23 protein-coding genes are annotated in these 23,504 nt (G+C 46.9%); 19 read left to right on the top strand and 4 right to left on the bottom strand.

Annotation, left to right across the window (positions count from 1 at the left end; translation table 11 throughout):
• Positions 1 to 207 precede the first annotated feature (207 nt).
• Both K8U60_RS08600 and K8U60_RS08595 read right to left on the bottom strand, forming a co-directional pair.
• Positions 208 to 465 carry a hypothetical protein gene (locus tag K8U60_RS08600; RefSeq protein ID WP_223637107.1) on the bottom strand — a complete coding sequence of 86 codons (258 nt, stop codon included), beginning with the start codon at positions 463 to 465 and terminating at the stop codon, positions 208 to 210.
• Between the two features lie 63 nt (positions 466 to 528).
• Positions 529 to 2,253 (bottom strand): ABC transporter ATP-binding protein, encoded by a 1,725-nt coding sequence (locus tag K8U60_RS08595; protein WP_223637104.1) that lies wholly within the window; start codon positions 2,251 to 2,253, stop codon positions 529 to 531.
• 206 nt (positions 2,254 to 2,459) lie between these two features.
• Between K8U60_RS08595 and K8U60_RS08590 the strand changes: the two genes are divergently transcribed.
• The 6 genes from K8U60_RS08590 (at position 2,460) to K8U60_RS08565 (ending at position 8,102) form a co-directional block, all read left to right on the top strand.
• Positions 2,460 to 3,323: a DUF6612 family protein gene (locus K8U60_RS08590; protein ID WP_223637101.1), complete on the top strand. Its 864-nt coding sequence runs from the start codon at positions 2,460 to 2,462 to the stop codon at positions 3,321 to 3,323.
• 268 nt (positions 3,324 to 3,591) lie between these two features.
• Positions 3,592 to 4,542 (top strand): ABC transporter permease, encoded by a 951-nt coding sequence (locus tag K8U60_RS08585; protein ID WP_223637098.1) that lies wholly within the window; start codon positions 3,592 to 3,594, stop codon positions 4,540 to 4,542.
• On the top strand, positions 4,535 to 5,485 hold the full coding sequence (locus K8U60_RS08580) for an iron chelate uptake ABC transporter family permease subunit (protein WP_223637094.1): 951 nt from the start codon (positions 4,535 to 4,537) through the stop codon (positions 5,483 to 5,485). The genes K8U60_RS08585 and K8U60_RS08580 overlap by 8 nt, the downstream gene beginning before the upstream one ends.
• Complete coding sequence (locus K8U60_RS08575; protein WP_146558308.1) at positions 5,482 to 6,243, top strand: iron ABC transporter ATP-binding protein; 762 nt, start codon at positions 5,482 to 5,484, stop codon at positions 6,241 to 6,243. The genes K8U60_RS08580 and K8U60_RS08575 overlap by 4 nt, the downstream gene beginning before the upstream one ends.
• Before the next feature lie 21 nt (positions 6,244 to 6,264).
• Complete coding sequence (locus tag K8U60_RS08570; protein WP_223637089.1) at positions 6,265 to 7,224, top strand: siderophore ABC transporter substrate-binding protein; 960 nt, start codon at positions 6,265 to 6,267, stop codon at positions 7,222 to 7,224.
• 239 nt (positions 7,225 to 7,463) lie between these two features.
• On the top strand, positions 7,464 to 8,102 hold the full coding sequence (locus K8U60_RS08565; protein ID WP_223637086.1) for a phosphatase PAP2 family protein: 639 nt from the start codon (positions 7,464 to 7,466) through the stop codon (positions 8,100 to 8,102).
• A gap of 27 nt (positions 8,103 to 8,129) precedes the next feature.
• On the opposite strand, the gene K8U60_RS08560 is transcribed toward K8U60_RS08565, so the two are convergent.
• A complete protein-coding gene (locus tag K8U60_RS08560; protein WP_223637083.1) occupies positions 8,130 to 9,419 on the bottom strand; it encodes an ammonium transporter in 1,290 nt (429 codons plus the stop codon).
• 12 nt (positions 9,420 to 9,431) lie between these two features.
• Complete coding sequence (locus tag K8U60_RS08555) at positions 9,432 to 9,773, bottom strand: P-II family nitrogen regulator (RefSeq protein WP_223637080.1); 342 nt, start codon at positions 9,771 to 9,773, stop codon at positions 9,432 to 9,434.
• Between the two features lie 121 nt (positions 9,774 to 9,894).
• Between K8U60_RS08555 and K8U60_RS08550 the strand changes: the two genes are divergently transcribed.
• The 13 genes from K8U60_RS08550 (at position 9,895) to K8U60_RS08490 (ending at position 23,475) form a co-directional block, all read left to right on the top strand.
• Complete coding sequence (locus K8U60_RS08550) at positions 9,895 to 10,539, top strand: uracil-DNA glycosylase (protein ID WP_223637077.1); 645 nt, start codon at positions 9,895 to 9,897, stop codon at positions 10,537 to 10,539.
• Between the two features lie 100 nt (positions 10,540 to 10,639).
• Positions 10,640 to 11,449 carry a zinc transporter ZupT gene (gene zupT / locus K8U60_RS08545; RefSeq protein ID WP_223637074.1) on the top strand — a complete coding sequence of 270 codons (810 nt, stop codon included), beginning with the start codon at positions 10,640 to 10,642 and terminating at the stop codon, positions 11,447 to 11,449.
• 53 nt (positions 11,450 to 11,502) lie between these two features.
• Positions 11,503 to 12,450, top strand: coding sequence for a DUF4003 family protein (locus K8U60_RS08540; protein ID WP_223637071.1), 948 nt, complete (start codon positions 11,503 to 11,505; stop codon positions 12,448 to 12,450).
• Positions 12,451 to 12,599: 149 nt separating this feature from the next.
• Positions 12,600 to 13,817, top strand: a complete 1,218-nt coding sequence (locus K8U60_RS08535) for an MFS transporter (protein WP_223637068.1) — start codon at positions 12,600 to 12,602, stop codon at positions 13,815 to 13,817.
• 143 nt (positions 13,818 to 13,960) lie between these two features.
• A complete protein-coding gene (locus K8U60_RS08530; RefSeq protein WP_223637065.1) occupies positions 13,961 to 14,809 on the top strand; it encodes a GNAT family N-acetyltransferase in 849 nt (282 codons plus the stop codon).
• An 87-nt stretch (positions 14,810 to 14,896) separates the two neighbouring features.
• Positions 14,897 to 15,865 (top strand): ABC transporter ATP-binding protein, encoded by a 969-nt coding sequence (locus K8U60_RS08525; protein WP_223637062.1) that lies wholly within the window; start codon positions 14,897 to 14,899, stop codon positions 15,863 to 15,865.
• Positions 15,862 to 16,500, top strand: a complete 639-nt coding sequence (locus K8U60_RS08520; RefSeq protein ID WP_223637059.1) for an ABC transporter permease — start codon at positions 15,862 to 15,864, stop codon at positions 16,498 to 16,500. Before K8U60_RS08525 ends, K8U60_RS08520 begins: the two co-directional genes overlap by 4 nt.
• A gap of 12 nt (positions 16,501 to 16,512) precedes the next feature.
• Positions 16,513 to 17,415: a glycine betaine ABC transporter substrate-binding protein gene (locus K8U60_RS08515; protein WP_223637056.1), complete on the top strand. Its 903-nt coding sequence runs from the start codon at positions 16,513 to 16,515 to the stop codon at positions 17,413 to 17,415.
• 353 nt (positions 17,416 to 17,768) lie between these two features.
• A complete protein-coding gene (locus K8U60_RS08510; RefSeq protein ID WP_223637053.1) occupies positions 17,769 to 18,917 on the top strand; it encodes a thiolase family protein in 1,149 nt (382 codons plus the stop codon).
• Between the two features lie 27 nt (positions 18,918 to 18,944).
• On the top strand, positions 18,945 to 19,715 hold the full coding sequence (locus K8U60_RS08505; RefSeq protein WP_223637050.1) for a 3-hydroxyacyl-CoA dehydrogenase: 771 nt from the start codon (positions 18,945 to 18,947) through the stop codon (positions 19,713 to 19,715).
• Between the two features lie 14 nt (positions 19,716 to 19,729).
• Positions 19,730 to 20,878: an acyl-CoA dehydrogenase family protein gene (locus tag K8U60_RS08500; RefSeq protein WP_223637047.1), complete on the top strand. Its 1,149-nt coding sequence runs from the start codon at positions 19,730 to 19,732 to the stop codon at positions 20,876 to 20,878.
• A complete protein-coding gene (locus K8U60_RS08495; protein WP_223637045.1) occupies positions 20,879 to 21,862 on the top strand; it encodes a CaiB/BaiF CoA transferase family protein in 984 nt (327 codons plus the stop codon).
• Positions 21,859 to 23,475, top strand: a complete 1,617-nt coding sequence (locus K8U60_RS08490; RefSeq protein ID WP_223637043.1) for a long-chain fatty acid--CoA ligase — start codon at positions 21,859 to 21,861, stop codon at positions 23,473 to 23,475. The genes K8U60_RS08495 and K8U60_RS08490 overlap by 4 nt, the downstream gene beginning before the upstream one ends.
• Positions 23,476 to 23,504: the final 29 nt, after the last annotated feature.

Genomic DNA, 23,504 nt, shown 5'->3' with positions numbered 1-23,504 from the left:
CCCATAAGTCCCTAAACTAAAACCGCTGGAGAAAAATCATTGATTTTTCTCCAGCGGTTTTTGCTTTGTATGCAGTTTTTGGGGGTTTTATTTGAAAAAAAGAATGGTTTTGTTCCATTAATAGAGCTTACTATCCAAGTTGGATAAAATACTTTCTGTTTGGGTTCAAATACTTTCCGTAAACGGCTGAATACTTTCTAATAAGCTCTAAATACTTTCCATGCCTTCAAAAAGTTCAGAAATGGGATATATTCGATCTTTATAACTCCCGGCGAATGGCATATTTGCCGATTTCAACATCTTGGAGGCGGTAGTAGTGGAATGAGTTCCAGTGAATTCCCACTTGCTCATGGTCGTTTTGGCCAAGGGATGGTAATGCACCAATGCATCGAGATGAGCGGCCGGATCACAATGGCCACAAATTCTGATACGCCACATTCCCCGGCGGTAATTCCAGTCACGCATGACGCAATACACCTCTCATAAATGAATCGGACAGCCTCTATTTTTACTTGTTGGTGTGATTTCTTATTGCTGAAACTGAATGCGGTGCAGATTTGCAAAAATGCCGTCAGTTTCCAGTAATTCGCTGTAGCCACCCTGTTCGGCAATGCCGTCTTCCGTAACGACGATCACACGATCTGCATCACGGATTGTGGCCAGGCGATGGGCGATGATCAAAGTCGTCCGGTTTTCAGCGAGCGCTGCCAAAGCTTCCTGGATGACACGCTCTGTTTGGGTATCGAGTGCAGAAGTGGCTTCATCCAATATGAGGATCGGCGGATTTTTCAGGAACATGCGGGCGATAGCCAGGCGCTGTTTTTGGCCGCCTGACAATTTCAAGCCGCGTTCCCCGATCTGTGTATCATAGCCATGCGGCAATTTTTGGACGAAATCCTCTAAATGCGCTTTTTTGGCAGCAGCAAGAATTTCGTCTTCAGTGGCATGCCGCTTGCCGTAAGCGATGTTCTCGCGGATCGTTCCGGTAAACAGGAAAACATCCTGCTGGACGATGCCGATCTGCGAGCGCAGGGAATGCATGGTCATATCCCGGATATCCATGCCATCGATGGAAATGGAACCTTGCTGGATATCGTAGAATCGGGGGATCAATGAACAAATCGTCGTTTTTCCGGCACCTGATGGCCCGACAAACGCAACGGTCTCTCCGGCGCGCAATTTCAAATCAATCCCTGATAAAACAGGTTTGTTGTCGTCATAGCCGAAATGGACATTATCAAAACGGATGTCTCCATTTAATCCTTCAACGGCAACGGCATCTTTCCGGTCATTGATGTCGGGTGCCTGTTCGATCAAATCACGGAAACGGCTGAAACCTGCCATGCCTTTCGGATAAAGTTCAAGCAATGCACTGATTTTGTCGATCGGTTTGATCAAAACATTCAGGAACAGCACAAAACTGACAAGTTCCCCGTACGATAATTCACCTTGAAAATTAAGCCAGGCTCCATAAACCAAGACAACCAGAGTCAACAGACGGGTCATCATATAGATGCTGGAATGTGTTGCTGCCATGACTTTGTAAGCGACCATCTTCGCCAGGCGGAAACGGTCATTGTCTGATTTGAAGCGTTCGATTTCAAACTCTTCATTTGTAAACGATTGGACTACACGTGCTCCAGAGACGCTGTCTTCCACGCGGCCGTTGACGTCAGCGATTTTTCCATACATGTTGCCCCAGGCTTGGTTCATCTTGATATTACAGAACGTAATGAGCCAGATCAGGAACGGAATGACGATTAATGTGACCAATGCCAGTTTCGGGTTTATCCAGAACATGATGCCGAAAGCCCCGAAAAATGTCATGATGGCGATAAAAAAGTCTTCCGGTCCGTGGTGGGCGAGTTCGCCAATGTCGAACAGGTCGTTGGTCACGCGGCTCATGATGTGGCCGGTCTTGGTGTTATCGAAGAAGCGGAAAGACTGTCGTTGGACGTGGGTAAACAGCTCTTCCCTCATATCGGTTTCGATATTGATGCCCAGTTTATGGCCCAGATAGCTGACGATATACTGTAATAACGTACTTAATAGGAAGACGGCCAACAACAGGAAGCTGACAGTAGTGATCGTTCCCCAGTTTCCACTTGGAAGCAGGTCGTCGATGAACCATTGGACAGCGACCGGAAATGCCAGTTCCAAAATAGCCACAAAGACGGCGCTGGAAAAATCAATGATAAACAGCCGTTTATGCGGCTTGTAGTACTTAAAAAATTGTTTTAATTTCAAAAACATCCACCTCGTTTTTTTCTCACAATGAAAAGTATAATCGAAAATGGAGAAATAGACGAATGGTATTTGGGTATATAATGAATATGGAACCTTTTTCAAGGGCTTACGTAAGTATAGAAACAACTAAAAACAATGGGCTATTTTTCAATACACTCCATTGAACGGCAAAATCGGAAAGAAGGATAAAAACCAACAAGGGGGCGAATACTTTGAAGAAATGGATATTGTTTATGAGCACAGCTACTTTGGCGATTGGCCTCTCCGCTTGTGGAGAAACAGCGGAACCGGCGTCTGGAGATGTAACGGCAAAAGGTGAAAACAGCGATTTGACGGCAAAAGAGGTGTATACCAAATCGGTAGAGGCTTCTGAGGGCATTAACAGTCTTCATGCAGATATTGAAACAGATCAGGTGATGGCGATGCAGCCTGATGGCATGGTGATCAATATGAAAGTGGATTCTTCCATGGACATGACGGCTGAACCGCTGGCTTTCCACCAGACGGCCGAAACTTCCATCGTGTCTGAGGAGATCGACAATACAAATCCGATGACGATGGAAATGTATTTCACGGAACAAGGAATGTATATGTATGAAGAAACAATGGCGACTTGGCTGAAGATGCCAGATGAAAGTATTGATGACCTGAAAGGCTTGGCTGATCAACAGACAGCTGATCCTTCTCAACAGCTTGAAGAATTAGCTGAATTCCAGGAAGATTTTACATTTGAACAGACAGCAGATGAGTATATCTTGACACTGGATGCTTCTGGAGAAAAATTTAAAAAATTGATGGATCAGCAGTTGGAGAAAACTTTAGGCCAAATGGAAATTGAAGCGCAAATGGCACTTGAAGACATGACCATCCATTCAGTGAACTACATTCTCACGATCGATAAAGAAACTTTCCTGACAAACAGCATGAATATGCAAATGGACATGGATATGAATATAGAAGGCGACATGATGAACATCAAGTCGGATGTACAGGCCGATTACAGCCAGTACAATAAAATCGAAGCCATCACCATACCAGCTGAAGTCGTGGAGCAGGCACAGGAAATAGCAGGTTGATAGTACTGGTTGAGAAATTAAGCGTTCAATAAGGATGAAGAGATAAGAAAGCAAAGAGCACGCCACATTGGTGTGCTCTTTGCCTTATGTTCTGACTATTTGACGAACTTTTGACAAATGCTCACAATTCTCATCTAAATGAAAATTATTCTCAATTATTCATTGACTCTTCTTTTCATCATGCTATACTGAAATCTGTAAGCAGTGATAATGATTATCACTATCGAATAATCAATATTGTTTTATTGAGGACAGATGAGGGACAGGAATGAAGAAACGTTATTTAATACCAACATTAATCATACTGTCAATCATTTCCTTGTTTGTCGGGGTCAGCAGTATCAGCATTGTTGATTTGCTTGATTTCCAATCGGAAGAGACACAGATATTCCTGATCAGCCGTCTGCCAAGGCTGGTCGCGATTTTGCTGGCGGGTGCAGGGATGAGTATGGCAGGACTCATCATGCAGCAGTTAAGCCGCAATAAGTTCGTGTCTCCAACGACGGCAGGTACATTGGACGCCACTCGGCTTGGGATTCTGGTATCGATGCTGATGTTTGCCAATGCATCGATGCTGGAAAAAATGACAGTGGCTTTCGCCTTTGCGCTTGCCGGTACCTTTCTTTTCATGCAAATTCTAAATCGCATCAAATTTAAAGATGCTATATTCATTCCTTTAGTGGGTTTGATGTTTGGGAACATCCTGTCGTCCATTACAACATTTTTCGCTTACCGGGCGGACGTTATCCAGAACATGTCCGCTTGGCTGCAAGGTGACTTTTCGATGGTCATGAAGGGGAGTTATGAACTTCTCTACATCAGCGTTCCGGTCTTTGTCATCGCTTATCTATACGCCAACCGATTTACGGTAGCAGGTATGGGCGAAGATTTCTCTAAAAATTTGGGGATGAAGTACCGGAGTGTCGTCAACATCGGTTTGACACTCGTAGCCTTGATTACGGCGACGGTAGTTTTGACGGTGGGGGTTATCCCATTCCTTGGGTTGATCATTCCGAACATCGTGTCGATCTTCAAAGGAGATCATCTACAAAAAACATTGCCGCATACTGCAATGCTTGGAGCTATTTTCTTGCTGATGTGCGATATCTTGGGAAGAGTGCTGATTTATCCGTATGAGATTTCCATTAGCCTGATGGTCGGCGTTATCGGAAGCTTTATTTTCCTCTTCTTATTGTTTAGGAGGAAATCGTATGCGTGACCTACATAAGATGCTCATACTAGTCGCTTTAGCTTTAGCGGCTTGTGGAGTCTATCTGTTTCAGGACCTGAACGGGAGTTTCGATTACGCATTGCCGAGACGTGGGGTAAAAGTGTTTGCCATGGTTTTGACGGGAGTCGCCATCGCATATGCGACGGTTGTCTTTCAGACCATCACCCATAACCGGATATTGACGCCGAGCATTATGGGCTTGGATTCACTGTATATGCTGCTTCAGACGGTGCTGATCTTTTTCCTGGGTTCAGATCATATTACAATCGTAAACAAGCAAGTGAATTTCTTGCTGTCGATTGCTGTAATGGTAATCTTCGCCTTGTTATTCTACCGCTTGCTCTTTAAAAAGAACGATCGGCCGATTTACTTTCTCTTATTGGTCGGCATCATTTGCGGAACGTTTTTCAGCAGTATTACGACTTTCCTCCAAGTGCTGATCGACCCCAACGAATTCTCGATCATTCAGGACCGGATGTTTGCCAGCTTCAATAATGTCAATTCTGATTTGGTGTGGACCTCACTGGCCATCATCACTTTGCTGATTGCATTCGCCTGGAAACAAAATTCGTCCTTGGATGTTCTGACGCTGGGGCGGGATACAGCGATCAATCTCGGTGTAAACTACGACGCATTGGTAAAACAGATGCTGGTTCTGTCGGCTGTCTTGATTGCGATTGCCACGGCGCTGGTCGGACCGATTACGTTTTTCGGTTTGATCGTCGCAAACTTATCCTATCAATTCTTCACGTCATATAAACATTCGGTCTTATTGACAGGATCTATTGTCATCAGTGTAGTCGCCTTAATCGGTGGCCAGTGGGTAGTGGAGCGGCTCTTCACTTTCAATACGACATTGAGCGTTATCATCAATTTCATCGGTGGAGTCTACTTCATCTATCTACTATTAAAGGAGAGTCGATCTAAATGATCCAAGTTCGTGAATTGACAAAGCTATACGGCAAAAAACAAGTTGTGGAAAATGTCTCTGTTGATATCCAACGCGGCCAGATTACGTCCTTTATCGGACCGAACGGTGCTGGGAAATCCACGTTGCTTTCTATGGTCAGCCGTCTTTTGGATGCCGATACCGGAGAAGTCCTCATTGATTCAACCAATACCAAAAAGTTGAAATCCAATGAGTTCTCAAAACGTGTATCGATCTTAAAGCAGTCCAACTATATGAATGTCCGTTTGACAATTCGCGAGCTTGTCTCTTTTGGCCGCTTTCCTTATTCAAAAGGCCGTCTGAATGATGAAGATGAAAAAATGGTGGACCAGTCAATCGATTACATGGATTTGAAGGAAATGGAGAACTCCTATCTGGATGAACTTTCAGGTGGTCAGCGCCAACGCGCATTCATCGCGATGGTCATTGCACAGGACACCGATTATATTTTATTGGACGAGCCTTTGAATAACCTGGATATGAAACACTCTGTTCAAATCATGAAGATTCTGCGCCGTTTGGTCGACGATCTCGGCAAAACCGTGGTCATTGTCCTTCATGACATCAACTTCGCATCTGTCTATTCCGACCGCATCGTAGCCTTGAAAAATGGCCGGGTGGTCAAAGACGGTACGACAGAAGAAATTATCCAAAGTGCTGCATTAAAAGAAATTTACGATATGGATATCCCGATTCAGCAGATGAACAATTGCCGGATTTGCGTATACTTCAATTCTTAAAAAAGAGGAGCTCGAAACGATATGAAGAAATGGTTATTGGTGGCATTTACCCTTATGATGGTGGCTTTCCTTGCAGCTTGTGGATCCACTGAAGAAACGACGGAATCCGATACAGCAACTGCTGAGGCGGAAGAAAAAGAAGAAATGACAGTTACACACGAACTTGGTGAAACGACTTTTGACAAGAACCCTGAAAAGGTAGTCGTATTCGATTTTGGTGTTCTTGATTCAATCGACAAATTAGGTGTTGAAGCTGTTGCTGGAGTTCCACAGGAATCTTTGCCGGCTTACCTTGAAAAATATGGTGACGCTGAGAAGTACGAAAACGTCGGTACGTTGAAAGAAGCGGACTTTGAAGCGATCAATGCTATGGAGCCGGACTTGATCATCATCTCTGGGCGCCAGGCTGAAATGTACGAAGAGTTTTCTGACATCGCCCCAACTATCCATATGGCTGTAGATACTACTGATTACATGGGATCGTTCAAATCAAACATGACCACTCTGGGTGAAATCTTCGGTAAAGAAGATCAAATCGTTGAAGAGTTGGCAGCAATTGATGAACAAATCGAATCTGTAAAAGCAACAGTAAGCGAATCTGATGAAAAAGCATTGATCACTCTTGCCAATGAAGGCAAAGTAAGCGCATATGGCGCAGCTTCACGTTTCGGCATCATCCATGATGTGTTCGGTGTCAAACAAGCTGACGAAGGCATCGAAGCTTCAACTCACGGCCAAAGCGTTTCATTTGAATACATTTTGGAAACAAACCCGGACATCATGTTCGTGGTTGACCGCAACGCTGTAGTTGATAGCGGCACAAGTGCTGCAGAATCTCTTGAAAACGAATTGGTTGAAAAAACGAATGCTTACAAAAACGATAAAATCATCTACTTGGATCCGGATTTCTGGTACTTGTCAGGTGGCGGATTGCAGTCTGTCGCTCAAATGGTAACAGACATAGAATCTGCATTTGAATAAAAAACAATAAAAATCAGCGGGAATCCAGAGGATTCCCGCTGATTTTCTGTTTGTATGCTTCGACGATGGGCAGCCCTTGGTTCTGACAAATGAAGATGTTCTGAACTTTTTAAAATGGTTGATGGTGTGCTTGAGCTGCAGTGAGTGGAAGGGCATCGAGTCCGTTTGCCGATAGGGCAGGCGGGCTTTTCGTTTTGCATATGTTAAAATATAGGTATTGATGAAAGAGGGTGGATGTCTTGAAGCGTCTTTTTTATCCGTTGGCAGTAGCGGCATTGCTTGGCTTTTTTGCCATACTCGTAAATTACTCAAGTGAGTCCATTATTCGGATCGATCGGTCTGCAGGAGAGTTACTCGGTGGCAGGACGCTGCTTAGCAGCATGTCATTTTTAGGAGATCCTTGGATGATCATTTCTGTCAGCCTCTTATTGCTCGTCTATCTTTGGTTGTTCCAAAAAAACTATCGGGCAATGTTGTTTGTCTTTTTTGCGGTAGGTGTGGGGAATGTTCTGAATCAGTTAATGAAGGGCTGGTTCGAGCGTCCGCGACCGGAATTACCGGATGCTTTGGAGTCCTTCAGTTTCCCGTCGAACCATGCGATGGTCGGTTTGCTGTATCTCTTTACGTTGGCTTATTTTGTTTCTGAAGGGAGTGCTTCCCGGACATCGAAGGCAGTGGTCTGGCTGGTGGCTGTCGTGTTGTCCGTGACTGTCGCCTTATCAAGAGTGGCAGGTGGAGAACATTATTTTTCTGATGTAATTGCCGGGCTGTTTGCTGGATATGCGTGGTTTGTTGGAGTGGCTGTCTGGTATGAACTCCGTGAGCGGCTGTTTCGTAAAAAGACAAGTATTGAAAAAGAAGAGGAATTCCTGGACTAGACAGGAATTCCTCTTCTTTTGCTTTGTTCAGGAGATCGATTTCTGGGAAGAAGGTGTCTCTCCCAATTGATTCAACCGGTGGGCAAACGAATCGTTGCGTCCAGTCGGTGAACCCTGCAGAACATCCTGCATCGAATATGCTTGTGAGCCGTGCTCTGAAAAGTCCAGGCCTGCTTCTTCGTCTTCTGCTGTGACCCTTAGCGGCACGATGCTGCCAACGGCGAAGAGCACCAAGCCTGTTGAAACCGAAGCCCATGCAATTACGGCGAGAACGCCGACTGTCTGGATGCCGAGAATTTCTGCTCCGCCTCCGTAAAGGAGTCCACCCGTGGTATCAAATAAGCCGATTGCAAGTGTCCCCCAGATACCTGCAATACCGTGAACGGAAATAGCTCCGACCGGATCATCGACACGAATTTTAGAGTCAAGCAAGCGGATAGCTTCGGTCATGACAACCCCGGCTATCAACCCGATAGCAAGAGCGCCGACAAGAGAGACATTCGCTGCCCCTGCGGTAATGCCAACGAGGCCGGCAAGTGCGCCGTTCATGGTCAGGGAAGCATCGATGCGGCCGTAGCGCAACCGTGTATATCCAGCGGTAGCGATAACCCCGGCAGAAGCTGCCAATAAGGTATTGGCGATTACCGGAGGCACGAGGGCAGGATCGGCTGCCAAGGTGCTGCCTCCATTAAATCCGAACCATCCCAGCCAAAGGATGAAAACACCTAATGCGCCAAGTGGAAGACTGTGGCCCGGAATTGTATTGACGGATTTTCCGCTGTACTTGCCAAGGCGTGGCCCGATTTTCCAAGCTGCTACAAATGCGGCGACTGCACCCGTTAAATGCACTACAGTAGATCCTGCGAAATCGATGAAGCCGATCTGTGACAGCCAGCCGCCTCCCCATACCCAATGTCCGACAATTGGATAGATGATGGCGGTCATAGCGATGGTCAGCAAAATGTATGCGGATAAGTTCATCCGTTCAGCAACCGCCCCGGAAATGATTGTTGCACAAGTGGCGGCGAAAACTGCCTGGAAAACAAAGAATCCAATATCTTCGACCCCTGAAAGAGCAAATCCTTCAGTGCCGATCAATCCGAAAGAAGAAGGACCGAACATTAGAGCGTATCCCACAATAAAGAAGAGAATCGAGCCAAGTGAAACGGTGATCATGTTCTTCATTAAAATATTCAAGGTGTTTTTAGAACGTGTAAATCCTGACTCCACCATTGCGAATCCTGCATGCATGAAAAATACCAGCATAGCCCCGAGCATCACCCATATCATATCTACTGAACTTTGAACTGCTTCCATCCAATCTCCCCCTTATCCAATTGCGACTGTGCCGCGTTCTTTTGTTCTGATCCGTATTGCTTCCTCTACCGGTAAAATAAAAATTTTCCCATCCCCAACCTGGCCGGTTGAAGCGTAGTCCAACAAAGCTTGAATAATATCTTCGACTTTGTGGTCCTCCACCACCATCTCCAGTTTCAATTTCGGAGAAAACTCCATTGTGTAGACATTCCCGCGGAACAATCCGACTCGGCCTTCCTGCTTTCCGATTCCGGCAATTTCCGTTACACTCAAACCGTCTATTCCTTCAAGTGCCAAAGCTTGGCGAACGTCTGCGAAAACGGATGGCCGAATAATCGTTTCAATCTTTTTCATGTTATCTCCTCCTTGATGTTAGGTTTGTTAACATATTAGTTTATATTTTCTGATAATGCAAGAGTTTTTTTGAATTAATGTTAGGTTTTCTAACATAAAATAAAAATAGAGGTGAATTTGAATGTATAGAATTTCAGAAGAAGTAGCTGCAATGGGAAAAAAACGGATTGAGGGATATCCGGTTGATGGCTTTGTATGGGGGAGCGGACCGAAAAATCCGGCGATTATGCTCGTAGGGGAAGCGCCGGGAGAAAATGAAGTGGAAACCGGCATCCCATTTACAGGGCGAGCAGGAAAAGAATTGATGGCTTCTCTGCAAAGTGTTGGTTTGGCAAGAGAGGATGTTTATATCACCAGTGCGGTAAGAAGCAGACCTTATAAATGGGGAACCAAAAAAAAGCGCAACGGAGAAATCATCGAAAGAAAGTACAACCGGCCACCGACCAAAAAAGAAATAATCGCCCATGCGCCTATTTTGGATACCGAGATTCAAGACGTCCGTCCGCCGCTGATTGTAACTTTAGGGAATGTCGGATTGCAGAGATTGATCGGTCCCAAAGCGAAAGTCATGGAACTTCATGGAGTGCTGATGGAGACGCCGATTCTATATTGGGATGACGAAGATGGCCATTTCAAAGAAACGGCTGAAATTTACCACATTTTCCCTACCTTTCATCCAGCCAGCGTATTTTATAATCCGCCTGTTCGAACGTTAAAGGATGCTGATTGGCAAAAATTGAAAAGTTTGCTTGGTGAAATGAAGTGAACGAATAATGGGAAATCTTTCTTAGTTAAAAAAAGTTGCGCTAAGGAAACTTTCGCTGTACAATAACCATATTCACTAGAATTGGAAAGAAGGCATGACTATGGATAGTACAGTCTTATTCGCACTTGGACTAACTCTTTTTGCTGGACTGGCCACAGGGATTGGCAGTTTAATTGCATTTTTTGCATCCCGTACCAATACAAAATTCCTGTCGATTTCTTTAGGATTTTCAGCTGGCGTCATGATTTATGTCTCTATGATCGAAATCTTCTTTAAAGCAAAAGATTCCTTGACGAATGCCCATGGTGAGACGGTGGGCTACTGGCTGACTCTCGCTGGGTTTTTCGGCGGAATGATTTTCATGGCGGCGTTGGATCGGATTCTGCCTCAACTGGGAAATCCGCATGAAGTCAAAACAGTGGAAGATATGGATGAAGGACCCACCAATGACGAGTATGCCAGGCTTCGGAAAATGGGGATCTTTACTGCTTTAGCAATCGGTATCCACAACTTTCCGGAAGGGATTGCCACATTCATGTCGGCTATACAGGATCCTGCACTTGGGGTAGCTATTGCAATCGCCGTAGCCATTCATAACATTCCGGAGGGCATCGCCGTATCAGTACCGATTTACTATGCAACCGGCAGCCGGATAAAAGCTTTTCAATACAGCTTTCTCTCCGGGATTTCAGAGCCGATCGGAGCAATTGCTGCCTGGTTGTTCCTGATGCCTTTTCTCAGCGACACATTGTTCGGAATCATATTTGCCGGCGTAGCTGGCATCATGGTCTTCATCTCACTTGATGAATTATTGCCAGCAGCGAAACGCTATGACGAAGCGCATCTGTCCATCTACGGATTGGTGGCCGGCATGGCAGTGATGGCTGTCAGTCTGGTGCTGATCGTTTAATCATGAAACTTTTGCCTCCTGTTCTCGTAGTAAAGAGAAAGGAGGCTTTTTCTATGGACATCAAACGCATTGAACAGACTTTCTCGGAGGTATCGAAAATAGCCGGCTGGGCAGTAGACAAGCGGATTGTATTGGCTGTCACAAATGTTTACTTATCCCGCGACCGAATTTTTGACGGCAAGGCACACGAGGGAGCGGTCGAAACCATCAAAAAGAATGAGGGCTGGACTTCGCCTCTCCGCTCACACTTGCTCCATATCGCGGCAGCTTTCATGGTGATCAAAGAAGAAGATGTGGGAAATTCGTTGAAGTTGGTCAACCAAAATCAGAAAGAGCTTAACAACGCTGGATTTTGGAAAACTTCCTACACGTATCTGGCAGCGCTGTTGATGAAGCAGCCGGAAGAAGCGGAACGGACAAGAAAATTATACGAAGAGATGAAGAAGCATCATAAGTTTCTGACATCAAACGAAGACATTCCTTATGCAGCTTTATTGGCGAGCAGGGAAGGGGATCTTGAAGAACGGGCAACAACCATGAATATGTATTACCGCGACCTTCGCGAACAGGGCTTCACGATGGGCAACGATCTTCAATGGCTATCTCAAATCATGACTTTCGATTCCCCGACCTATGATCCGGAAATGGTGGGGCGGGTTTTAGCAATCCATCAATTCTTCAAAGAGGAAAAAATAAAAATCCGTACTGCCCAATACCCCATTCTTGGTTTTTTAGCGGTAACGCGAGTGGACGGTGAAGCGCTAAGTGGGATTGCATCAAATACACGTGAGTTGGAAAAACATAAAATTTTCCGATGGTATAAGGATATGGCTTTTTCTACGGCTGTCCAACAGGCGATGACTGACAGTATCGATGCCCAGGACATAGCTGCGATGACTTTTTCGACCTCGTTGGAGACCTTGATGCAAGCCCAACAAGCTGCGATGATGGTCAGCATGAACGCAGCGATTATATCGTCGACAAATAATTCTTCCAGTTAAACTGCAGGGATGATTTGATTGCTTCGTGCCATCTGACCTTGAATTTTTGGAAAAAACAGATTTTCATTCGCGGCTTGTCACCAAACGGCCTTCAGCGTATAGTTGTGTAAAGACACCACTGTACATGTGTAAAGACAAGGAGAATGGCAATGTCGACTGTAGCTGAGAAAAATTCAGGTTCTATTTCAAGAAACAAACTACTATGGGTCGCCGGATTGGGCTGGCTCTTTGATGCGATGGATGTCGGGATTCTATCTTTCGTAATTGCAGCATTGCACGAGGACTGGGGACTGACCTCCAGTCAAATGGGTTGGATTGGCAGCGTCAATTCAATCGGGATGGCGGTTGGGGCGTTCGTCTTCGGCATCTATGCAGACCGCGTTGGCAGGAAGAAGATATTCATCATTACTTTACTGCTGTTTTCCATAGCGAGCGGACTTTCCGCCTTTACTACGACGCTCGCAGCGTTTATGATTCTGCGGTTTTTTGTCGGAATGGGACTGGGCGGAGAACTGCCGGTGGCTTCTACGCTGGTATCAGAAAGTGTGCCAGCAAGAGAGCGCGGGCGTGTCGTCGTCCTGCTGGAAAGTTTTTGGGCAGCTGGCTGGCTGGTTGCGGCAGTTATTTCATACTTCATCATTCCGTCTTTCGGCTGGCGTATTGCGCTGCTGCTGACGGCGTTGCCGGCGCTTTATGCACTTTACCTGCGCATCAATTTGCCGGATTCACCCCAGTTTTCCGCTAAAAAGGATGTATTGCGGTCGATTTCCACCAATATTAAAGACGTCTGGTCCAAAAAATACAGGCGCCCTACTTTAATGTTGTGGATCGTCTGGTTTACAGTCGTCTTTTCGTATTATGGAATGTTCCTGTGGCTGCCGAGTGTAATGGTGCTTAAAGGGTTTACGCTCATTCAAAGCTTCCAATATGTCTTGATCATGACCCTGGCTCAATTGCCCGGCTACTTTTCAGCTGCTTGGCTTATCGAGCGTGTGGGGCGGAAATTCGTGTTGGTTACGTATTTAATCGGAACAGCTGCCAGTGCCTTGGCGTTCGGTAATGCGGATACGATCACCTTATTGATCGTTGCGGGGGCTTTCCTGTCCTTTTTCAACCTGGGAGCTTGGGGGGCGTTGTATGCGTATTCCCCGGAACAGTACCCAACAGTCATCCGAGGTACCGGTACAGGCATGGCTGCATCTTTTGGACGGGTTGGCGGAGTGCTCGGACCGCTATTGGTCGGTTCGATGCTGACAGCTGGAATCGGCATCAATATAATTTTCGGGATTTTCTGTGTCTCCATCCTCATCGGAGCGATGGCCGTCGCATTTCTTGGAACTGAAACAAAACAGATGGAATTGGAATAGCACAGCTTAAAAACAACGTAGCCGATACACTTTCGGAGTACGTTGTTTTTTAAATAAAGAAATAGCGGATATATGCAGGAGATTTTCCATAATATAGCTAATACCTTATGAATAGGAATTACAACAGAAATGGACGTGGGGAAATGGAATTGCTTATCTATTCGGATTCAGCAGTTTTTTCGGAAAAAGTGTCACCGCTGCTGTACCGGAACGAAGACATTCATAGTTTGTTCTTGGGCGTGCTTGGACAAATTCAAGCAAATCAATACGAAGATTATTTCCTGGCGCTCGCAAAAAAGGAAGGCGAAATTGTAGCGGCTTGCCTGATGACGCCCCCGCATGCCTTGCAATTGGTTGTTTTTCGGCATTTCCCTGAAATTGAACAAGAGATAGCCGGCCACTTGCAGAATCTTGGGGTTGAAGTCAGTGGGATTGTCGGGGAACAGGAAACGTCCCGTCTCTTTGCGGAAGCGTGGACCCGCCATACGGGAGAGCAGATAAAGGTGTTGATGAACCAAGGCCTGTACCGGATTGATGCGGTCACTAAAGGACTCCAGAAAAGTGAAGGGACATGGCGGGTCGCCAGTAAAAAAGATGCGGAAATTTTGGAGGAATGGTACCGGCTTTTCGAACAGGAAACGGGAATAGGCCGTCATTCTACTCAAGCGGAAGCTACGCGTCGGATTGCTGACTTTCTGGAAAGGAAAGAAGTCTATGTGTGGGAAGTCGATGGAGTGGCCGTCTCCTGCATGAAGAAATCACGTCCTTCAAAAAAAGGCATAACGGTCTCATTTGTATTTACTCCAAAGGGTCAGCGGGGCAGGGGATACGCACGGTCGTTGGTCGCTGAAGTCACAGATGAGCTGTTGTTGGAGTACGATTTTGTCATGCTTTATACGGACCTTGATAACACCACGGCCAATAAAATCTACAAGGAAATCGGCTATGAGCAGATCGCCAATCCGGTTCACCTTGTTTTTGAAGAACAGTAATTTGAACCTGAAAATTTTAGGGAGTATAAAGAGTTGCCAGAGGGTATAAAAAAGCTAGGCTGAAAGAAACAGAAGGGAGCGGAGGCTATGATTCGATTTGAAAATGTCACAAAGCGTTTTCCGGATGGAACGGAAGCATTAAAAGACATTTCACTCGTACTTCCCACTCATGAATTGACTGCCATCATCGGCCCCAGCGGCTGCGGGAAAACCACTTTGATGAAAATGATCAATAAACTGGAAAAACCGACTGATGGGAGTATCTATATCGATGAAAAGCCCATTAATGGAATGGATGAAGTTCAACTGCGCCGTTCAATCGGCTATGTTATTCAGCGTATTGGACTGTTTCCTCATATGACCATCTCGGACAATGTGGCGCTGGTTCCGAAACTGCTGGAATGGCCAAAAGCTAAAAAAGAAGAGCGGGTACGCGAGTTGCTCCAGTTGGTCGGCTTGGATCCCGAAATCTATATGGACCGCTATCCCCTCGAGTTGAGTGGAGGACAGCAGCAGCGCGTAGGAGTAGTGCGTGCTTTGGCTGGAGACCCAAACATCGTCTTAATGGATGAACCGTTTTCAGCACTTGATCCCATCAGCCGGGAACAATTGCAGGACGAACTCCGAAATCTTCAACAAACCATCAACAAAACCATTGTTTTCGTTACACATGACATGGATGAAGCACTGAAAATCGCAGATTCCATCATCGTAATGCGTGACGGCCAAGTCGAACAGACAGGAACGCCCCAGCAATTGATCGACGATCCCGCAAATGAGTTTGTCCGTAATTTTATCGGTGTAGAACGCATCAATCAGAAGCGGACATTCGGGGAAAAGAGATTGATGGAGTTTCTGAATCTATTTACAAGGGACTGGGCAGGCGATGCCGAGAATATTTCTGCTGACTCCACAATTGAAGCGGCTTTCACTCAACTGGATAACAGCAATCAGGACTATTTGGCAATCATCGAAGATGAAAAGGTCGTGGCTTATGCCAATGACCGTGATTTATTGAAGGCTGCTCTTGTTAAGGAATCGGGGGTATTGGTATGAGGAATTTTTTCGATACACTCATCAATCGGCAGGATATGATCATCAGCGCGCTTCTGGAACATATTTATCTATCATTCGTAGCGGTTGCAATCGGCATTGCGATTGCACTGCCGCTTGGAATTGTCATCACACGCTACCGGCGATACGCTGAACCGATTATTGGTGTGACGGCTGTTTTCCAAACCATCCCAAGTCTTGCGCTGTTCGGCTTTTTGGTTCCTATATTGGGAATCGGTTCACCAACGGCTTTAATTGCACTCATCATCTATGCCTTGCTCCCGATTCTGCGGAATACCTATGCCGGAATTGTAGGTGTCGACGGTTCCACGATTGAAGCGGGGCGGGGGATGGGCATGACCCGGACACAGATATTGCGGCAGATCGAATTACCGCTCGCATTGCCCTTTATCATGGCGGGGATACGAACGGCGACCGTCCTGACTGTCGGGATCGCTACACTTGCGACATTCGTCGGGGCTGGCGGTTTGGGGGATATCATCTACCGCGGCCTGCAATCGTATAATAACGCGTTGGTTCTTGCAGGAGCCCTTCCAGTTGCGCTGCTTGCCATCGGGTTTGACCAGATATTGAAGTGGATCGAAAAGAGAGCAACGCCAAAAGGCTTAAAAACATAGGAGGAAATGAGCATGAAAAAAATAGCATTTGGTATTTTATTGGCTGGAACCACAGTGATTGCGGGTTGCGGATCAGGTGGAGATGCATCGGATCCACTTGTGATCGGCGGTAAGCCATGGACAGAACAATATATTCTACCTCATATTCTTGGGCAGTATATTGAAGCGAACTCGGAATACACCGTAGAGTACGAAGATGGTCTCGGTGAAGTATCAATTTTAACGCCTGCCTTGGAACAGGGAGATATCGATATGTACGTAGAATATACGGGTACGGGGTTGAAGGACGTTCTGAAGGAAGAATCAGTGCCTGGCCAATCTTCAGAAGAAGTGTTGGAGATTGTCAGAGCTGGCTATGAAGAAGAACTGGGGGCAACCTGGCTTGAACCGCTGGGTTTTGAAAACGGCTATACTTTAGCTTATTCAAAAGACAGTGGCTATGAGGCTGAAACCTATTCGGATTTAGCGGAGATCTCACAATCGGAAGGCATGCGTTTCGGTGCACCCCATCCGTTCTATGAACGTCAGGGAGATGGTTACGACGACTTGGTCGCGATCTATCCATTTGAGTTTTCTGCAACGGAAAGTTTTGATCCGGCCATCATGTATGAGGCTGTCCAAAGTGGAGAGGTAGATGTCATTCCAGCTTTCACAACAGATAGCCGAATCGAATTATTCGATCTTGAAACAACAGAAGATGACCTGTCGTTTTTCCCGAAATACGATGCAGTTCCTGTTGTGCGGATGGAAACACTTGAAGAGTACCCGGAACTTGAAGAAGTATTAGGCGGACTGGCTGGGCAAATCAGTGAAGAAGAGATGCTGGCCATGAATTCACGCATTGATGTAGACCAAGAGGCTGCGAGTGATGTCGCCCGTGAGTTCCTGATTGAAAAAGGATTGATCGAAGAGTAAATGAAAAATCCGCTGCTTAGGCAGTGGATTTTTTTGTTTTCCAACGAGAGTTATCAGGCAAAGAACGCCACACTACTGGTCTGCCTTATGCCCGGCAGAGCTAAACGGCTGCCTGCGCTTTTCTTATTGTCCAGACTCCAGCACCCAGCCCCTCGAGTCGCTTCAGGCTTATCCGCGATGGCAAAGACCGCCATCACCGGTAAGCCTTCCAGCTCTTGTCGGGACTACACGGGTGCTTCCGCTTTTCTTGTAGCATTTGGGAAAAGGTTCTTGTACAATAGATTTAATGAGTGAATAGTCATTCAATTCTGCTAAATGAAAGCGATTTCAATAATTGTGATGGGGTGAAGAGTATGAGAGAAGTTGTCATTGTAGAAGGGGTGCGTTCGCCGGTAGGGCGGAGAAAAGGACAGTTTGCCAATCAACGTCCGGATGAATTGGCAGCTTTAGTGCTGGAAGAGTTGGTGAAGCGTGCAGGTGTAGAAAAAAGTGAAGTAGAAGATATCATTCTAGGCTGTGTTTCCCAAGCGGGAGAACAAGGCGGCAATATTGCGCGAACTGCGGCGCTAATTGCCGGTTTTCCAGACTATGTGCCTGGAGTGACTATCGATCGCCAATGTGGCTCGAGCCAGCAGGCAGTGCATTTCGGAGCGCAGGCGATTTTAGCGGGAGATATGGATATCGTCATTGCGGGCGGAGTGGAAAGCATGACGCGCGTACCGATGTTTTCCAATATGCAGGGGTCGGAGCTAAGCGAAAAGTTGACCGATCAATATGAAATCATCCATCAGGGATTGTCGGCAGAACGAATTGCTGAAAAATGGGGATTCACCCGAGATCAGCTTGATGCTTATGCAGTGCAAAGCCATGAACGGGCGCAAAAGGCCATTCGTGAAGGACATTACGAGCGTGAAATTGTGCCGATTGAAACACAGGGGCCAGACGGGGAAAAACAAACCGTTGCAGTTGATGAAGGGCCGCGTCCTGGAACGACCCAGGAAGTTCTCGGAGGGTTAAAAACGGCCTTTGATGAGAATGGCGTAATTACTGCAGGCAACGCCAGCCAAATGAGTGATGGTGCTTCTGCGGTTCTATTGATGTCAGCAGAGAAAGCGCGTGAACTTGGCTTAAAGCCGAAAGCCCGGATATTGGCGCGTGTTGTGGTCGGTTCCGATCCAACTTTGATGTTGACGGGGCCGATTGCGGCAACGAAGAAAGTCCTTAAAAAAGCAGGGCTCGAAATTGGCGATATGGATCGTTATGAAGTCAATGAAGCGTTTGCGCCAGTTCCGCTTGCTTGGCTGAATGATATCGGTGGAGACCCTGAAAAATTGAATGTCAACGGTGGCGCGATTGCGCTTGGCCACCCGCTTGGGGCAACTGGAACCAAATTACTGGTATCGCTGCTGCATGAACTGGAGCGAACGAATGGGCGTTATGGTCTGCTGGCAATTTGTGAAGGCATGGGAATGGCAAATGCCACAATCATTGAGAAACTATAGATTTTTTGAAAACTAAGGGGGATGACAATGGAATTTTCAAAGGTTAGTGCAGTAATTACGGGGGGAGCTTCCGGGCTTGGGGAAGCGACGGTGCGCCGCATTGCAGAAAGTGGCGGAAAAGCTGCTATTTTTGATTTGAATGCGGAACGCGCGAAAAAGTTGATTGAGGAACTGGGGGAAGAATCGGTCATCTACAAAGAAACCGATGTGACGAACGCGGCGCAGGTTGAACAGAATATAAGCGAAACACTCGAACAGTTCGGCAGCATTGATTTGGTCGTCAATTGCGCAGGGATTGGTACACCGGGGAAAGTGTTATCCAAAGGCACACCGATAGCATTGGATCAATTCGAAAAAGTCATCAAAGTGAACTTGATCGGCAGTTTCAATGTAATCCGGGTTGCCGCGGCAGCTATGCAGAAAAATGAACCGAATGAAGAAGGGGAGCGCGGAGTCATTATTTCAACAGCATCAGTAGCCGCATATGAAGGGCAAATTGGGCAGGCGGCCTATAGTGCATCAAAAGGCGGGGTGGTATCGATGACGCTGCCGATAGCGCGGGAACTGGCAAGAGACGGAATCCGCATCATGGCAATTGCACCTGGATTAATGGAGACGCCGATGGTGGAAGGGCTGCCGGATGCAGCCATTGCTTCATTGTCGGCAGCTGTACCATTTCCGGCGCGTCTCGGGAAGCCTGCTGAATATGCGCAATTAGTGGAAAGTATAACGGCAAATCCGATGTTGAATGGGGAAACGATCCGACTTGACGGAGCAATCCGCATGCAGCCGAAATAAGGGGGACGAAGAGGATGGGGAAATATCGTTTTGAAGAAGAAGAACAGGTGATGTTCCGTAAATCGTTACGGAAGTTTTTGGAGAAGGAAGCAGTACCGAATTATGACCAATGGGAAAAAGATCGCCTCATTCCGAAATCATTCTGGAAAAAACTTGGGGATATGGGTTTTTTAAGCCCTCAAGTTGAAGAACAATACGGCGGTCTCGGTCTTGATTTCCGATACGCAGTTGTTATTGGGGAAGAAATGGAACGTGTCGGTGCCAGTTTGACAGGGGTGGGTCTGCATAATGACATTACCGTACCTTATATTGAAGCCTACGGAAACGAAGAGCAGAAACAGCGCTGGCTGCCAGGCTGCGTTTCTGGCGATCATATTACAGCGATCGCTATGACAGAGCCGGGAGCAGGGTCTGACCTTGCCAATATATCAACCACTGCCGTTCGGAATGGCGATAATTACATAGTCAATGGCCAGAAGACCTTCATCACCAACGGCATCAATTCAACATTGGTGCTGGTGGTGGTAAAAACCGACCCGAAAGCGGAACCGAAGCACCGGGGGATTTCCTTATTGATGGTGGAAGAAGGAACGCCGGGCTTTGAGAAAGGGCGCAAGCTCGATAAAGTTGGCCTTCATGCACAAGATACTTCGGAATTGTACTTCGAGGATTGCGTTGTCCCAGCCGCCAATTTAATCGGCGAAGAAAACAAAGGCTTTACTTATTTGATGGAAAAACTGCAGCAGGAACGCCTGGTGGTCGCAATGGCTGCACAAGTGGCTTCAGAGGATATGCTGGAAATGACCTTGGAATATGTGAAGTCAAGAAAGGCTTTTGGCAAGCCGATCGGTTCGTTCCAGAATTCCCAATTTAAATTGGTGGAGATGGCGACGGAAATCGAATTGGGCCATTCATTTTTGGAATCGCTCATTGAAGACCATATGGCTGGAAAAGACATTGTGTCCAAAGTGTCGATGGCGAAGTTTTGGTTGACCGATACGGCCAAAAAGATTTCCGGTGAATGCATGCAATTGCACGGAGGGTACGGCTATATGGAAGAATATAAAATTGCACGCCGGTACCGCGATATTCCAGTGGCAGCGATTTACGCCGGTTCCAACGAAATCATGAAGACCATCATTGCCAAGCGGATGGGCCTATAGATGAAAGATGCGTTGAAAGGCGTGCGCATATTGGATGTCACTTATTACGTGCCGGGACCGTATGCGGGCATGCGGCTTGCTGAACTGGGTGCGGAAGTCATCAAAGTTGAACCGCCGGCCGGCGATCCGGCGCGCTATATGAGCGGAGGGCATGTCCACGAGGCGAATAACCGGAGTAAAAAAATTGTCCATATCGACTTGAAATCACCTGAAGGCCACCTGGAAATGCTGGAATTGGTGAAGAGTGCTGATGCACTTATAGAAACATTCCGGCCCGGTGTCATGAAAAAGTTAGGGTTGGATTATGACAGCTTGAAGCAGGTAAAGCCGGACCTGGTTTATTGTTCCCTGTCGGGTTATGGACAAAGGGGTGAAATGGCTGGATTGGGAAGCCATGATTTGAACTATATGGCTTTGTCGGGTGCTTTGGACCAATTGAGGGATGCATCGGGCCGGCCGGTCCATCCGACAAATACATTTGCTGATTTTACGGGTGGACTGTTGGCATCTGAACAGCTGATAGCCGCTTTATTTAAAAAATTCCGTACGGGGCAAGGGGAATACCTGGATATTGCTCTGGTTGAAGTGATGGCGGAATTTCTCGGAAATCATGATGTCTACCATGCGGCGGGTGTGTCGGAAAGAGGGGTCCCGGAAATCGGGGGCGCGCGGATCAGCTACGCCATCTATGAAACAAAAGACGGACGTTATATGACTTTAGGAGCGCTGGAAGAGAAATTTTGGCGGGCGTTTTGTGAATTTGCCGGACAGCCCCAGTGGCTGGAATGGGGAGAAAAGTCGGTGGGGGGTCCGGAGCATCAGCAAGTCGCTGATTTTTTCTACTCGAAGGATTGGCAGGAGTGGTACCAAATTTCCTTGCAGGTGGATGCCTGCCTGGCGCCTGTCTTAAAAGCGTATGAACGGCACGAGCACCCGTTTTTCATTGAAAAAAATAGAGCGAAAAAGGAGTCGGATGTCACATGATGGAATCGCCGTTATTATTATCTTCTTTTGTAAAAAGAGCAGAGCGTTATTTTCCTGAAAAATTGATCATTTCGCGGACTGGTGAAAACATGGTCCACCGCATTCCCTATAAAGAGTTTGCGGTAAGAACCCGCAAATTGGCTGCTGCTTTGACGAAAATCGGTATGGAGCGGGGAACGAAAGTCGGAAGTTTTGCCTGGAATCATCATCGCCACCTGGAACTGTATTTTGGTGTGCCGGGTGCCGGTGCCATTCTGCACATGATCAATATCCGCCTGTCTCCGGAACATATCGCCTATGTCATCAATCATGCCGAAGATGAAATTCTGTTGGTTGATCACGATTTGTTCCCGCTAATCGAAAAACTCGCGCCCATGCTGAAATCGGTCAAGCATTTCGTCATCATGAAAGATGGAACGGATTTACCCGAAACCACGCTTGAAAATGTTTACTCCTATGAAGAACTGCTGGTTGCTGAAGATGGCAGTTTTGAATTTCCGGAAGATCTGGACGAAAACACGCCGGCCGGCATGTGCTACACATCGGCGACAACCGGCAACCCGAAAGGTGTCGTCTATACACACCGCGGCCTGGTGCTCCACAGCTATGCGCTGGGCATGGCCGATGCCATGGGCTTGTCGGAACGTGACATTGCTTTGTCGATTGTTCCAATGTTTCATGCCAACGCATGGGGCTTGCCATTTGCCTGCGTCTTGTTCGGCACTACGCAAGTGCTGCCGGGGCCGGGCTTTGCTCCAGGCATGCTGCTGGATTTGATTGAATCAGAAAAAGTTACACTGACTGCTGGCGTTCCGACCATTTGGATGGGCGTACTGAAAGAATTGGAAGCGAACCCGCGCAATATCGAAACCCTTCGAATGATCATCTGTGGTGGATCGGCTTCACCGAAGGGCTTGATCCGGGCGTTTGAAGAAAAATATCATGTGCCGTTTGTGACTGGCTACGGGATGACAGAAACGGCTCCGCTTGTCAGTTTGGCCATCACTACTTCGGCGATGGCTGATATGACGATGGATGAGCGCATTGAGCGCCGGTCTATGGCGGGCTTGCCGATGCCGGGATTGGAAGTGCGGATCGTCAATGAAAACGGCGAAGCCCCATGGGATGGCGAAACGATGGGTGAACTGAATGTTAAAGGTGCATGGATCGCCGATGAATATTATAAAGACGAACGGACCGCAGATGCCTTTAGGGACGGCTGGCTTTATACGGGCGACATCGCCGTCATCGAACCGGATGGCTACATTAAACTGACAGATCGGACGAAAGACCTGATTAAGAGTGGCGGCGAATGGATTTCATCCGTCGACCTGGAAAATTCATTGATGACCCATGATGCGGTTTTTGAAGCGGCAGTTGTCGCAATTCCACATGAAAAGTGGATGGAGCGGCCGCTCGCCTGTGTGGTCCTGAAAGAAGGCTATACGGAAGACGAGGCGACGAAATCCGAATTGCTGACTTATCTGGAAAGTCAATTTGCCAAATGGTGGGTGCCGGACGATGTGGTCTTTTTGAAAGAAGTGCCGAAGACCTCGGTCGGGAAATTCCTGAAAGCGGCTTTGCGAAAAGAATTGGATGGTTACTATCAGTGATTATTATTTAACGGAGCGCAAGCGGCGGG

This window comes from Planococcus circulans, from assembly GCF_020023385.1.
Classification (GTDB): Bacteria; Bacillota; Bacilli; order Bacillales_A; family Planococcaceae; genus Planococcus.
This window is presented reverse-complemented; position numbering and strand designations above follow the sequence as displayed.